This window comes from Streptomyces catenulae (assembly GCF_000718015.1).
In the GTDB taxonomy this organism is placed as follows: domain Bacteria; phylum Actinomycetota; class Actinomycetes; order Streptomycetales; family Streptomycetaceae; genus Streptomyces; species Streptomyces catenulae.
On sequence record NZ_JODY01000011.1, the window covers coordinates 18,961 to 32,042 of the forward strand.

At 72.0% G+C, this 13,082-nt stretch carries 12 protein-coding genes; 5 read left to right on the plus strand and 7 right to left on the minus strand.

Translation table 11 applies throughout. The annotated features are described in order from the left end of the window. Nucleotides 1-17: 17 nt before the first annotated feature. Nucleotides 18-641 (plus strand): nucleoside/nucleotide kinase family protein, encoded by a 624-nt coding sequence (locus IF23_RS0112470; RefSeq protein WP_030282906.1) that lies wholly within the window; start codon nt 18-20, stop codon nt 639-641. A gap of 37 nt (nt 642-678) precedes the next feature. Here IF23_RS0112470 and IF23_RS0112475 read toward each other — a convergent pair whose 3' ends face one another. Beyond that, nucleotides 679-2,109 carry a WGR domain-containing protein gene (locus IF23_RS0112475; RefSeq protein WP_030282907.1) on the minus strand — a complete coding sequence of 477 codons (1,431 nt, stop codon included), beginning with the start codon at nt 2,107-2,109 and terminating at the stop codon, nt 679-681. Nucleotides 2,110-2,251: 142 nt separating this feature from the next. On the opposite strand from IF23_RS0112475, the gene IF23_RS0112480 reads away from it, so the two are divergent. After that, nucleotides 2,252-2,710: a type II toxin-antitoxin system PemK/MazF family toxin gene (locus IF23_RS0112480; RefSeq protein ID WP_030282908.1), complete on the plus strand. Its 459-nt coding sequence runs from the start codon at nt 2,252-2,254 to the stop codon at nt 2,708-2,710. Nucleotides 2,711-2,773: 63 nt separating this feature from the next. Here IF23_RS0112480 and IF23_RS0112485 read toward each other — a convergent pair whose 3' ends face one another. The 3 genes from IF23_RS0112485 to IF23_RS0112495 all read right to left on the minus strand — a co-directional run bounded on the left by IF23_RS0112485 (nt 2,774) and on the right by IF23_RS0112495 (nt 4,894). Next, nucleotides 2,774-3,316, minus strand: coding sequence for a DUF1697 domain-containing protein (locus IF23_RS0112485; protein ID WP_030282909.1), 543 nt, complete (start codon nt 3,314-3,316; stop codon nt 2,774-2,776). 37 nt (nt 3,317-3,353) lie between these two features. Beyond that, complete coding sequence (locus IF23_RS0112490) at nt 3,354-3,917, minus strand: methylated-DNA--[protein]-cysteine S-methyltransferase (protein WP_051739537.1); 564 nt, start codon at nt 3,915-3,917, stop codon at nt 3,354-3,356. 92 nt (nt 3,918-4,009) lie between these two features. Further along, nucleotides 4,010-4,894 (minus strand): glycerophosphodiester phosphodiesterase, encoded by an 885-nt coding sequence (locus IF23_RS0112495; protein ID WP_030282911.1) that lies wholly within the window; start codon nt 4,892-4,894, stop codon nt 4,010-4,012. Nucleotides 4,895-5,568: 674 nt separating this feature from the next. On the opposite strand from IF23_RS0112495, the gene uvrB reads away from it, so the two are divergent. Continuing rightward, on the plus strand, nt 5,569-7,704 hold the full coding sequence (gene uvrB, locus IF23_RS0112500) for an excinuclease ABC subunit UvrB (RefSeq protein ID WP_030282913.1): 2,136 nt from the start codon (nt 5,569-5,571) through the stop codon (nt 7,702-7,704). A gap of 273 nt (nt 7,705-7,977) precedes the next feature. Further along, nucleotides 7,978-8,961, plus strand: coding sequence for a TerC family protein (locus tag IF23_RS0112505; RefSeq protein ID WP_030282915.1), 984 nt, complete (start codon nt 7,978-7,980; stop codon nt 8,959-8,961). A gap of 70 nt (nt 8,962-9,031) precedes the next feature. On the opposite strand, the gene IF23_RS0112510 is transcribed toward IF23_RS0112505, so the two are convergent. From IF23_RS0112510 to IF23_RS0112520, 3 genes are all read right to left on the minus strand, one after another. Further along, entirely contained in the window at nt 9,032-9,688 is a 657-nt protein-coding gene (locus IF23_RS0112510; protein WP_030282917.1) for an MBL fold metallo-hydrolase, read from the minus strand. Between the two features lie 9 nt (nt 9,689-9,697). Beyond that, entirely contained in the window at nt 9,698-10,429 is a 732-nt protein-coding gene (locus IF23_RS0112515; RefSeq protein ID WP_030282919.1) for a maleylpyruvate isomerase family mycothiol-dependent enzyme, read from the minus strand. 260 nt (nt 10,430-10,689) lie between these two features. Continuing rightward, nucleotides 10,690-12,273, minus strand: coding sequence for an FAD-dependent oxidoreductase (locus IF23_RS0112520; protein WP_051739538.1), 1,584 nt, complete (start codon nt 12,271-12,273; stop codon nt 10,690-10,692). Nucleotides 12,274-12,349: 76 nt separating this feature from the next. On the opposite strand from IF23_RS0112520, the gene IF23_RS0112525 reads away from it, so the two are divergent. Then, on the plus strand, nt 12,350-13,075 hold the full coding sequence (locus IF23_RS0112525) for a TetR/AcrR family transcriptional regulator (protein WP_078653940.1): 726 nt from the start codon (nt 12,350-12,352) through the stop codon (nt 13,073-13,075). The last annotated feature ends 7 nt before the right edge of the window (nt 13,076-13,082 follow it).

Below are 13,082 nucleotides of genomic sequence, written 5' to 3' on the forward strand. Positions count from 1 at the left end.
CCGTGCACAATGACGGGGTGCGGCTCCATCCGATCTCCTGGGAACGACTGACCGAAGCGCTGGCCGAACGCATCGCCACCACCCCGGCGCAGGACGGCGGTCCCTGGCTGCGGATCGCCGTCGACGGTGCGCCCGCCGCCGAGCCGGAGCAACTCGCCGGACGGCTGGCGGAGGCGCTGCGGCTGCGCGGCCGGGCCGCCCTCCGCGTCGACACCCACGGCTTTCTCCGCCCCGCCTCGCTGCGGCTGGAGTACGGGCACACCGACCCGGACGCCTTCCACGACGAGTGGTTCGACCGGCGTGCGCTGTGGCGGGAGGTCTTCCAGCCGCTGGAGCCCGGCGGCACCGGACGGGTCCTGCCGGACCTGTGGGACCCCGTCACCGACCGGGCCACCCGCAGCGACTACGTGGCACTGCCGCCCGGCGGTGTGCTGCTGCTGCACGGACCGCTGCTGCTCGGCCATTGGTTCCCCTTCGATCTCACGGTGCACCTGAAGCTGTCCGCCGCGGCCCTCGCCCGCCGCACTCCGCAGGGGGAGCGGTGGACGCTGCCGGCGTTCGCGCGCTACGAGGACGAGACCTGCCCGGCCGACGCCGCGGACGTCGTCGTACGGGCCGACGATCGGCACCGACCGGCCTGACCCGGGCGCCGTGGGGTGCTCCGTGCCGGGGCCGGGCTCAGACCAGCTGCCGGATCTCGCCCCGTACGCGGTAGAAGCCCCCCGACGCCGGGGCGAGGCCGTCGACGACGTAGCGCGCTCCGGGGCGGCGTATGTGACGGGGGAACTGCACGTTCCAGGACGGTTCGAAGCCGTCCGACACGACGTGCACCCGCAGCCGCCCGCTCTCCTGGACGCACTCCACGACGATGCCGGAGGCGGCGGTGGCCGTCACCGTCTGCACCGTGGTCGACGGGGTGTAGGTGGGCAGCGCGGCGGCCGACTTCACGTCCCGGGCGACCGGGACCGTACCGGCCCGCGCGGCCGCCACGGCGGTCTCGCTCGCGTCCACGCACACCAGCGAACCGTCGGTGGTCACCATGTACAGCTTCTCGTCGAGGTACTGCATCGACAGGGCGGAGCCGCCGCCGGTGCCGAGCTTCCACAGCCGGGTCCCGTCGGCGGCGAAGCAGTACACCGAGGAGGCCGAGTCGCCCGCGAAGACGTAGCGGCCGCCCGGCGCCGTGGCGCAGGAGTAGACGACCGTGTCGCAGGCGTACGTCGCCTCGATCGCGCCGTCCTTCTTCGCCAGCCGCTGCACCACGCGCCGGTCGGTACCGGCATAGACCGAGGCGTCCTCCTGCCAGCCGAAGAGCACCGCGCCCCGGGTGGGCGTGTGCCACAGCTCCCGGCTGCCGTCGGCGGCGTACGCGGTCACGCCGCGGCTGTGGCCGTGGTGGACGGCGCGGTCGTCACGCCGCACCATCCAGGCGGCGCTGCCGCTGCTGCGGCGCGACCACTGGTACTCGTCCTCGTGGTCGATCACCGTCAGACCGCCGTCGCGGTCCGCCACATGGAGAACGCCCTCGTGGATGTCCAGCCAGAAGATGTCGACGTCGGGGGCGATGTCGTAGGCGGCGAACGGCAGCTTCGAGGAGAGGTCGTACACCGAGCCGTCGTCGCAGCCCGCGTAGATCCAGAAGTCGTCCGCCACCAGGCATTTGACGCCTGCCGGGAGCTGATAGCGGGCCAGCACCTCGCCGTCGTGGCCCAGGGTGTGGACGTCGCCGTTCTGATTGCCGACCCAGCAACGGTCGGCGTCGACATGGATGCCGAACGCGGCGGAGCCGGTGCGGAACCGCCACAGGACGGGGGCGACCGCACGCGCCGTCGACGGCGCCGAGGTGACCTGGCGGCGCGTCACCGGCCGGGCGGCGCGCTGCCCCTGGACCGCCGGTGCGTACCCCTTGCGGACCTTCTCGCCGATCTTCTTGGCGGCCGCCGCCTGCGCCTTCTCCACCGTCGGGAACGTCGAACACTGCGACTGGCCGCTCGCGCCGATCCGGCCGTAGCGGACCGCGACCTGCGTGCCGCTGACCGACACCTCGTAGAACTTGTGGGCCCCGCCGTCCTCCTGGGACAGCTCCAGATACGTCGTGGATTCAGACATGGCGATCCCCTCCCCGGGCGGTCCCGCTGACCTTCCCCGCTGCTGAAAACCGTACGGCCGACCACTGACAACGGGCCCGGACCGCGCTCCCCGCCCGGTCCCTGACGGGCGTTCACGGCGCTGCCGTTAGCGTGAGCCCGTGATGTTTTCGAACCACGCGACCGGCGACAGCCCGGCGCTCCCCGGCAGCCACGGCCCCCACGCGACGACGGACGCCCTGCCCGCCTCCGTCGGCGCCGTACGGATGTCGTACGCGCCCGACCCCGACCACGACCCGGACCCCGGCGAGATCGTGTGGACCTGGGTGCCGTACGAGGAAGGTGACGGGCGGGGCAAGGACCGTCCGGTGCTGGTGGTGGCCCGGGAAGCGGCGGGCACGCTGCTCGCCGTGCGGCTGTCCAGCAAGCCGCACGACCAGGACCGGGAGTGGATAGCCATCGGCACCGGGCCGTGGGACCGCGCGGGCCGCGACTCGTGGGTCGACCTGGACCGGGTCCTGCGGCTGCACCCCCAGGGGATGCGCCGGGAGGCGTGCGCCCTGGACCGGGGCCGCTTCGGCCTCGTCGCGCAGCGCCTCCAGGAACGCTACGGCTGGCGCTGAACCGCCGGACCCGCCGTGACCGACCACGGTGGGCCGTGCCGGACCGGGGCCCGGAACCGCAGGTCAGGCCCCGGTCAGCGCCAGGATCTTGGTCACGGTGCTCCAGTTCCGGGAGGTGGCGACGACGCCGAGCGGAACCCGGCCCACCGCCTGGGCGAGCTTGGAGCGGCCGATGCCGTCCGGGCAGTGCAGATACAGCTCCCGCCCGATCAGCCGGAAGCTGTCCGGGGCGAACGCCGCCGCGTCCAGGGCATCCAGCCGCGAGGTGTCACCGGGCTCCTCGGACAGGAACGTGAGGTGCAGCGTCCGCGGCTCCGCCACCGCCTGCGGATACGGATTCGCCGCGACGCCCGCGGCGAACTCCGCGCCGGTGCGGACCACCACCGGCACCGTCAGCCCCAGATCGGCGAGGATCCGCTCCTGCAGCAGGCGCGCGGTCTCCCCGGGCGGGGTGCCCGGATCGGCGAAGACCAGATTGCCCGTCTGCAGCAGGACGGTGACCTCCCGCAACCCCAGCGACCGCGCCAGCTCCAGCTGACGGGCCTTGGGGAAGACGTTGTGCCCGCCGACGTTGATGCCGCGCAACAGCGCGATCTGCGTGGACATGGTGCCGCCTTTCGTGCGCCCGCTCGCGGCCGCTCGGTCAGAACAGGGGAGCCGGCAGAACGCCTTCCAGGGCCAGCAGGACGCGCTTGGTCTCCAGACCGCCGCTGAACCCGCCGATGCCGCCGTCACTGGCCACCACCCGGTGGCAGGGGACGACGACGGGCAGCGGATTGGAGCCCATCGCCGCGCCGACCGCCCGCGCGGCGCCCGGCTCACCGACCCGGTCGGCGAGGTCCTGATAGCCGACGACACTGCCGTACGGCACGTCGGCGGCGAGCGTGTGCAGGACCCGGGCGTAGAAGCCGGAGGTCAGCGACCAGTCCAGGGGCACCGTGAAGGCGGTCGGCTCGCCGGAGAAGTACGCCGCCAGCTCCGCCACCGCCGTGGTCAGGTGCGGTATCTCCGCGCGCGGGGCCGTGCCGAAGAGCCCTTCCAGCCGGGCCAGGGACCGCTGGACCGTCCGCTCGTCGGCATGGAAGCCCACCTGGACCAGGCCCTGCTCCGTCGCGGCGAGGAGCAGTGGTCCGACGGGTGAGTCCGTCCGCGTCCATGCCCAGTCGCGCCGTGGATTCCGCACTGATTCCTGCGCTGCATCCGTCACGCCCCTCAGCGTAGGGCGTGGCACCGACAACGCGGCGGCGGGCGGTTCCGGGAGACCGTTCCCGGAACCGCCCGCCAGGCCGTAGGCGCAGGTCAGAGACCGTTCTTGCGCAGTGCGGCGCGGATGGTGTCCGCGGAGTTGCTGATGACGCCGTCCGCACCGGCACCGGCGAGCTTCACCGCCGTGGCGGTGTTGTCGACGGTCCAGGTGTAGACGTCCATCGGACGGCCGTGCGGCCCGCGCAGTCCGTGCACCGCCTTGATGTACTCCGGGGTGGTCACCGTGTACGACGGGTTGATCTGGTCGCAGAACCGGGCGTACTCGGGCAGCTCGGCGACGGTGGGGTTGCCGAGGAAGCCGGTCTTGATGTCCGGCCGCAGCAGGTGGACGGTCTTCACCGCGTCGCCGTTGAAGCTCTGGATGATCAGGCGGTTCTTGACGTGGTCACGGTCGAGCCACCCCTGGCGGCGCAGCTGGGACAGGACCTGCAGCTCGATACCCGGGTACAGCTCCGGAGACTTCAGCTCCAGCAGGAGCCGCTGGTGGTTGTGGGTGACCGCGGTCATGTACTGCTTGAGGGTGGGCACCCGCTCGCCGGTGAACTTCGCGTCGAACCAGCTGCCCGCGTCCAGCTTCTTGATCTCGTTGAGCGTGAAGTCGGCGACCTTCCAGGGCGCGCGGTCCGGGAACACCTTCTTCACGTCGGTCGTCCGGTTGAGCGTCGTGTCGTGCATGACGATCAGCTGACCGTCCTTGGTGCGCTGCACATCGTTCTCCACCCAGGTGGAGCCGCGCCGGTGGGCCTCGTTGATGGAGGCCACGGTGTTCTCGGGCGCGTGGGTGGGGGCGCCGCGGTGGGCGACCGCCACGGTTCTGTGGCCGCCGGTGGCGGCCTGTGCGGTGGCTGGGGGGAGGACGAGCGTGGACAGACCCAGGAGCGCGCCGGAGAGGGCGGTGGCGGCGGTGCGAAGACGCATACGGACTCCTCGTGACGTCGTGGACGTGACCGGGTGTGAGGTGTGCGACGAACGGGTGTGACGTGGCCTGATGCCGTGCCGGACGGCCAGAGGTTCGCAGCCGGGGGGTACGGAGAGGGAGGCGAGGGATGGACAGAGATTGAACGAGAAGTGGCCGGTGTTCCGTGTTTGAGGGGCGCGGTGACAGGTTGTCCGGAAACGCCGTGCAACAGATGGACGCTCCGGCGCCGTCCAACTTGCCGGAGTGGCGGCGAACCCGCATCCCGGCCGACGGTTCGTCACCCTTCGCTCCTGTGACCGGTTTTGGTCTTTCCGGAATACCGGAGCGTGCGGCTCCGGAAGGCGGGCGGGGAGCGGGGCGGCCACGGGGGCGGGCGGGGCCCGCGGTGCCGGAGGGACCGGCCGTCGCCGCGCGGCTCCGGACGGCCCGGGCGCCGGGTGCGCCCCCGGTGCCGCGGCGCCTCCGCGCGGTCGGGCCGCCCCGCCGTCCGCCCGGTCGGCCCGCTCCTCCGGACGGGCGTCCGGCCGGGCCGGGGCCGGGCGCGGGCCCGATCATCGTTCCGGCCCTTCCCAGGCCCCGGCCGCCTCCGTCCCGAGATCCGCCGATCGGAAGAACGCCCTGGTCGGACGGGTTTCCCGGCCGGATGTCAGTGGCGGGTCGTACGGTGGTTTCCATGCGGCCCGTATCGAAGATCGAACGCACGGTGGCGCCTTTCGAGGTCGTCAGCCCCTATCAGCCCAGCGGCGACCAGCCGACGGCCATCGCCGAGCTGGAGCAGCGCATCCGCGGCGGTGAGAAGGACGTCGTCCTGCTGGGCGCGACCGGCACCGGCAAGTCGGCGACCACCGCGTGGATGATCGAGAAGCTGCAGCGCCCGACGCTCGTCATGGCGCCCAACAAGACCCTCGCGGCCCAGCTCGCCAACGAATTCCGCGAGCTGCTGCCGAACAACGCCGTCGAGTACTTCGTCTCCTACTACGACTACTACCAACCCGAGGCGTACGTCCCGCAGTCCGACACGTACATCGAGAAGGACTCCTCGATCAACGAAGAGGTCGAGCGGCTCCGCCACTCCGCGACGAATTCCCTGCTCACCCGGCGGGACGTCGTCGTGGTCGCCTCGGTCTCCTGCATCTACGGCCTGGGCACGCCGCAGGAGTACGTCGACCGCATGGTGCCGCTCAAGGTCGGCGACGAGATCGACCGCGATCAGCTGCTGCGCCGCTTCGTCGACATCCAGTACACACGCAACGACGTGGCGTTCACCCGCGGCACCTTCCGGGTGCGCGGCGATACCATCGAGATCTTCCCGGTCTACGAGGAGCTGGCCGTCCGGATCGAGATGTTCGGCGACGAGGTGGAGGCGCTGTCCACCCTCCACCCGCTGACCGGCGAGGTCATCAGCGAGGACCAGGAGCTGTACGTCTTCCCCGCCAGCCACTACATCGCCGGTCCCGAGCGGATGGAGCGCGCCATCGCCGGGATCGAGGCGGAGCTGGCCGACACCCTCGCCACGATGGAGAAGCAGGGCAAGCATCTGGAGGCCCAGCGGCTGCGGATGCGCACCACCTACGACATCGAGATGATGCGCCAGGTCGGCTCCTGCTCCGGCATCGAGAACTACTCCATGCACATGGACGACCGTGAGCCCGGCTCCGCGCCCAACACCCTGCTGGACTACTTCCCCGATGACTTCCTGCTGGTCATCGACGAGTCGCATGTGACGGTGCCGCAGATCGGTGCGATGTACGAGGGGGACGCCTCGCGGAAGCGGACCCTCGTCGAGCACGGCTTCCGGCTGCCGTCCGCCATGGACAACCGCCCGCTGAAGTGGGAGGAGTTCCTGGAGCGGGTCGGTCAGACCGTCTACCTCTCGGCGACCCCGGGGAAGTACGAGCTGGCGCGGTCCGACGGCTTCGTGGAGCAGATCATCCGTCCGACCGGGCTGGTGGACCCGGAGGTGGTGGTCAAGCCCACCGACGGGCAGATCGACGATCTGGTCCACGAGATCCGGGCGCGGACCGAGAAGGACGAGCGGGTCCTCGTCACGACCCTCACCAAGAAGATGGCCGAGGACCTCACGGACTACTTCCTGGAGCTGGGCATCCAGGTCCGCTATCTCCACAGCGACGTCGACACCCTGCGCCGGGTGGAGCTGCTGCGTGAGCTGCGGGCGGGCGAGTACGACGTCCTGGTCGGCATCAACCTGCTGCGCGAGGGGCTGGACCTCCCGGAGGTCTCCCTGGTCTCCATCCTCGACGCCGACAAGGAGGGCTTCCTGCGCTCCGGTTCGGCGCTGATCCAGACGATCGGGCGCGCGGCGCGGAACGTCTCCGGCCAGGTCCATATGTACGCCGACAAGATCACCCCGGCGATGGAGCGGGCGATCGACGAGACCAACCGCCGCCGGGAGAAGCAGCTCGCCTACAACAAGGCCCACGGCATCGATCCGCAGCCGCTGCGGAAGAAGATCGGTGACATCGTGGCCACCCTCGCGCGCGAGGAGATCGACACCCAGGAGCTGCTGGGGACGGGCTACCGCAAGGGCGACGCCGGGGGAGCGGCGAAGGCGCCCGTCCCGGAGCTGGGCGGCAAGGCGGCGAAGGGCGGCAAGCGCGCCAAGGCGGCCAAGGGTGCGACGCCGACCGACCGGCCCGCCGCCGAGCTGGCCGAGCTGATCGAGGAGATGACCGAGCGGATGCGGGCCGCCGCCGCGGACCTGCAGTTCGAGGTGGCGGCCCGGCTCCGGGACGAGGTCGGCGAGCTGAAGAAGGAGCTGCGCCAGATGCGGGAGGCCGGGGTGAGCTGACCTCCGACGCCGCGCCGCCACGCCGAGCACCTGTAGAACGTGGCGGCGCGTACGGCCTGACCAGGCACTTTACCTTTTCATTTACTTATCCTTGGTATTCCTTTACGCTAGCTCCGCGGAGGGGAGTACTCCTGCAACGACGTTCCCGTCATCACGGATCACGAGCGTGACGAGATCCCGGGGCGTCGGCCCGGTGGCCTTCGGGAGCCGGGCGGAAGAGACCTCCGGCAGCGACGACGCTGTTATGTGCCGTACGACTCTGCCGGAGGAGCAGTGGACGTTTCCCTGACCCTGTGGGTGCTGACCATCCTCGGTCTCAGCGCCCTGATCGCCGCCGATTTCTTCATCGGCGGCCGCACCCCGCACGAGGTCTCCCTCAAGGAGGCCGGAATCTGGACCGGCGTCTGGGTGACGCTCGCCGCGCTCTTCGGACTCGGACTGCTGCTGTTCGGCGGCTCCGCTCCGGCAGGTGAGTTCTTCGCCGGTTTCATCACCGAGAAGTCCCTGAGCGTCGACAACCTCTTCGTCTTCGTCCTGATCATGGCGAAGTTCGCGGTCCCGTCGATCTACCAACAGCGGGTGCTGATGGTCGGCGTGCTGATCGCGCTGGTGCTGCGGGCCGGATTCATCGGCGCCGGAGCCGCGATCATCGCCAACTTCTCCTGGGTCTTCTACCTCTTCGGCGCGTTCCTCATCTGGACCGCGTGGAAGCTCGTCAAGGAGGCGATGGCCGGGGCGGAGGACGAGGAGTTCGAGGAGAACCGCTTCCTGAAGACCGTGGAGAAGCGCTTCCCGTCGACCGGTACGTACCACGGGACGAAGCTGTTCGTCGTCGAGAACGGCAAGCGGCTGATGACGCCGATGCTGGTCGTCATGCTGGCGATCGGCACCACCGACGTCCTCTTCGCCCTGGACTCCATACCGGCGATCTTCGGGCTCACCCAGGACCCGTACATCGTCTTCACCGCCAACGCGTTCGCCCTGATGGGGCTGCGGCAGCTCTACTTCCTGATCGGCGGACTGCTCAAGAAGCTGGTCCACCTCTCGTACGGCCTGTCGGTGATCCTCGGCTTCATCGGGGTGAAGCTGGTGCTGCACGCGCTGCACGAATCGGGGGTCGCCGTGCCGGAGATCAGCATTCCGGTCTCGCTGGGCGTCATCTGCGCGGTCCTCGTCGTCACCACCGTCACCAGCCTGCTGGCCGCCCGGAAGCAGACGGAGGAGGAGACGGAGCCGCAGGAGAGCGCGGGCGTCTGACCGGCGGCTGCCGCCCGGACGCGACGGCGGGCCCCGCCCACCCGGGTGCGGGGCCCGCCGTCACGGATGGCTACCAGCCGCGCTCGCGCCACTCGGCGAGATGCGGCCGCTCCGCGCCCAGCGTGGTGTCGGCGCCGTGCCCCGGATAGATCCAGGTCTCGTCCGGAAGCTGGTCGAAGAGCTTGTGCTGGACGCCGTCGATCAGGGTGGCGAAGCTCTCCGCATCGCCCCAGGTGTTCCCCACGCCGCCTGGGAAGAGGCAGTCCCCGGTGAAGACATGGGGAGCGCCGTGCGGGTCGTCGTAGATCAACGCGATGCTGCCCGGGGTGTGGCCGACCAGATGCCGCGCGGTCAGCTCCACCCGGCCGACGCGCAGCACATCGCCGTCCTCGACCGGCACGTCCGTGGGCACCGGGATGCCCTCGGCGTCGTACCGCCCGGCGTACGTCCGTGCGCCCGTCGCATCGACCACCTCGCGCAGGGCGCCCCAGTGATCGCCGTGCCGGTGCGTGGTGACCACCGAGGCGAGACCGCTGTCGCCGATCAGGGTGAGCAGCGTGTGCGGCTCCGCCGCCGCATCGATCAGCAACTGCTCATCGGTCGCCCGGCACCGCAGGACATAGGCGTTGTTGTTCGTCGGACCGACCGCGACCTTCGAGATCATCAGGTCGGTCAGCTCGTGCACGTCGGCCGGTCCGCCGACCTTCACTGCTCCGCTGTAGGCCATGACGCCAGCTTAGAGCGGGGGTACGACAGGCAGCGCGCCGCCGTCGGCGGTCAGCTCGTCGCCCTCGCCGCGCCCGGTGAGCCAGCCGAGCAGCGCCGTCGCCGGGCCCGCCACCACCAGCGGCGCCGCGCCCTCGGCGGTACTGCCGGTGCGCCGCGGGTGCCCGTCCGCGGTCCGCAGCTCCAGCGCCGGGAGCCCGGGGTGTCCCGCGAACTTCACGCCGGTCAGGAAATCCAGCTCGGCGGCGACAAAGGCGGCGGGCAGCCGGTCGAGGGTGTAGCCGATCCCCAGGTCGACGTGGTGCAGCTCCACCTCGCCGAGCCGCCGCAACGGCAGCCGGTCGGCGCGCTCCACCACGCCGTTGCGCATCTCGACCCGGAAGTCCCACCGGTCCGCCGGGAGCGCCCGCGCCGCGGCGGTGAACCGCTCCCCGCTCGCCCGCAGATCGTCCAGCTGCGCCGCCAGCGGGCGGACCGCGTCCCGCCGGATGTCGGCGTCCCGGGTCGCCGCATCGGCGTACATCGGCGTGGGGACATCCGTCCGTGCCCAGGTCAGAAGGTTGACCAGGGCGTCCGCGTTGCGCGACAGATGGGCCAGGACATGGCCGCGGGTCCAGTCGGGGAGCAGGGACGGTTCGGTGACCGCGGCGTCGTCGAGACCGGCGACGGCGGTGAGCAGCCGCTCGGTGGCCTCGTGGACGGCGGCCACATCGTGCGCGAAATCAGGCGCGGTATCGGTCATGCCCCCGACGCTAGCGCCGCGGACGCGGCTGCGGGAGACCGCCGGAACCGGCCACACCGCGCCCCCGCGCGCCCCGGGACGACACCGGTGCGCCCCGGGGAGGCCCGGTCGCGTACCGGGCACTTCGCGGGCGGCGCGGCGCCGCCCACCAGGCCCGGGGCCCGTACGGCTGCGATCGCCCCAGGGGCCGCACCGCGCGCGCCGCCCCGGAGTGCGCCCCCTCCCCGGGGAGTGCGCCCCGCCGGGCCGCGGGTGCGCCGCTACGCCGTGTCCGCGCGGGGCGCGCCGAACCACCGGCGCAGCGCGTCGTCCAGCCCGCCCAGCGGCACCGGGCCCCCGGGGACCGCGTCCACCGCCCACGCCGTGCAGCCGTCGGGGCGGATCAGCAGCCCGGCGGGGGCGGGCCCGGTGGTGCGGGCGGTCAGCACCCGCAGCCGGTCCGGGTAACCGGCGGCGCGGGCGCGCAGCGCGGCGTCGTCCGTCAGGTCGAGCAGCAGACCGCCCCCGGCGCACAACCGGTCGCCGAGCCGGGTGCCGTCGGAGAACAGCAGGTCGGGGGCGCTGCGGCCGATCAGCGGATGGTCGCCGGGCAGGTCGATGCGGTGCAGGACGCCGGAGATCCGCTTGGCGAAGAAGGTGGTCGCGTCGACGGTCCGCGCCAACTCCGCGACGAGGGAGCGCAGCGCCCGGGCGTGCGACTCCGGCCGCATCAGCGCCACTTGGGCCCGCGTCCACTCCAGCACCCAGGCGCCGAGCGGGTGCCGCTCCGCGGTGTACGTGTCCAGCAGGCCCTCCGGGGCCCACCCGCGGATCGTCGCGGCGAGCTTCCAGCCGAGGTTGACCGCGTCGCCGATCCCGAGGTTCAGCCCCTGGCCGCCGAAAGGCGCGTGCACATGGGCGGCGTCCCCCGCCAGCAACACCCGCCCCTTGCGGTACTCCGGGACCTGCCGGGCGTTGTCGGTGAAGCGGGTCGCCGACAGCACCTTGGTGACCGTGACGTCGACGCCCGAGGTGTGCCGCAGCGAGGTCTGCAACTCCTCGGCGGTGACCGGCGCCGCGCGGTCGGCCGGCGGGCCGTCGAACTCCACCGTCAGGATCCGCCCCGGCACCGGTCCGTGCACGTAGATGCCGGTGTCCGTGCCGTTCCAGCCGGTCTTCAGGCCTTCGCCGCCGGTCATCTCGACGAGCGCCTGACGGCCCGTGATCTCCGGTGCGGTGCCCGGGAACGGGAAGCCCGCGAGGCGGCGGACCGTGCTGCGCCCGCCGTCGCAGCCGACCAGCCAACCGGCGCGCAGCGCCCCGTCGGTGGTGCGGACGCGCACATGGTCGGCCGCGGTGTCGAAATCGGTCAGCTCCACACCGCGGCGCACGGTGACGCCCAGTTCGGCGGCGCGTGCGGCGAGCAGATGCTCCACGGTCGCCTGCGCGACGAACCCGACGCCGTCGGCGGGCCCGGCGGCGTGGAAGTCGGGATCCTCCCCGTCCAGCAGGTCACCGTGGAGCATGATCCCCGCGAAGTGCCCGGCGAAGCGCGGCGGTCGGGCGGCGCCGTCCGTGCCCGCCGTTCGCTGCCGCAGGAACGACGCGAACCGCTCCAGCCCCTCGCGCTGCGCCTCCTCCAGGGCGGGCAGCATGCCGCGCCGGTAGAAGGACTCCACGGTCGGCGTGTTGATCGACCCGGCCTTGATGGTGGTGTCCACCTCCGTCAGCCGCTCCAGGACCACGACGTCCACCCCCGCCAGGGCGAGTTCGCAGGCCAGCATCAGCCCCACCGGTCCGCCGCCCGCGACGACGACCTCCGTCTCCGTGTCCGGCCCGGTGTCCGCCGTGGTGTCCGTACGCATGCCCCACCCTTGTTCTGTCGCTGTCGCAGAGAAGGATGTAGTCACTAAAAAAATATGGCAAGTAAAATATTGCGGCATGAGCGCGAACGGAGCGGTGGACCGGGCCGGTGCGGACGACGGGCGGGCGGACCCGGTGGCGGGCACGGACCCGGAGGAGGCGGGCCTCACGCTGCGGGAACGGAAGAAGCGGCGGACCCGGCAGCGGATCTCCGGCGAGGCGAGCCGCCTCTTCGTCGAGCGCGGCTTCGAGCAGGTCACCGTCGCCGAGGTGGCCCGCGCCGCCGAGGTCTCCGCGATGACGGTCTTCAACTACTTCCCGCGCAAGGAGGACCTCTTCCTCGACCGGGTCCCGGAGGCCGCCGGGATGCTCGTCCGCGCGGTGCGCGACCGGGAGCCGGACGAGACGCCGCTCGCCGCGCTGCGGCGGCTCGCCACCGGGCTGGTGGCCTCCGGGCATCCGTTGACGAGGGTGGGGGAGGGGTTCGGGCGCTTCTGGCGGACGGTCCTCGACTCACCCGCGCTGCGGGCCAGGGGGCGCGAGGTGCTGGAGGAATTGGAGGAGCTGCTCGCGGTGGAGCTGGGGCGGGCCGCCGGTGCGCCGCCGGACGATCCGGAGTCCCGGGTCGCCGCCGCGCTGATCGCCGCCGGGTGGCGGGCCGCGTACGCGACGGCGGTGCGGCGGCAGCTCGACGGTGACCCCGCGGAGGCGGTCGCCGTTGAGCAGGCGGCGGTGCTGGAGCGGACCTTCGACGCGCTGGAACGGGCGCTGCCGGTGCTCGCCGGACCGGGGGAGCGGCGCTGACCTGCGA

What these genes read in the sequence shown, in the direction of transcription:
- IF23_RS0112485 (WP_030282909.1), bottom strand. Translation starts at nt 3,316, where the DNA reads ATGTCCACGCAGATCGCGCTGTTGCGCGGCATCAACGTCGGCGGGCAC.
- IF23_RS0112525 (WP_078653940.1), top strand. Translation starts at nt 12,350, where the DNA reads ATGAGCGCGAACGGAGCGGTGGACCGGGCCGGTGCGGACGACGGGCGG.
- IF23_RS0112510 (WP_030282917.1), bottom strand. Translation starts at nt 9,688, where the DNA reads ATGGCCTACAGCGGAGCAGTGAAGGTCGGCGGACCGGCCGACGTGCAC.
- IF23_RS0112520 (WP_051739538.1), bottom strand. Translation starts at nt 12,273, where the DNA reads ATGCGTACGGACACCACGGCGGACACCGGGCCGGACACGGAGACGGAG.
- IF23_RS0112515 (WP_030282919.1), bottom strand. Translation starts at nt 10,429, where the DNA reads ATGACCGATACCGCGCCTGATTTCGCGCACGATGTGGCCGCCGTCCAC.
- IF23_RS0112480 (WP_030282908.1), top strand. Translation starts at nt 2,252, where the DNA reads ATGTTTTCGAACCACGCGACCGGCGACAGCCCGGCGCTCCCCGGCAGC.
- IF23_RS0112475 (WP_030282907.1), bottom strand. Translation starts at nt 2,109, where the DNA reads ATGTCTGAATCCACGACGTATCTGGAGCTGTCCCAGGAGGACGGCGGG.
- uvrB (WP_030282913.1), top strand. Translation starts at nt 5,569, where the DNA reads ATGCGGCCCGTATCGAAGATCGAACGCACGGTGGCGCCTTTCGAGGTC.
- IF23_RS0112495 (WP_030282911.1), bottom strand. Translation starts at nt 4,894, where the DNA reads ATGCGTCTTCGCACCGCCGCCACCGCCCTCTCCGGCGCGCTCCTGGGT.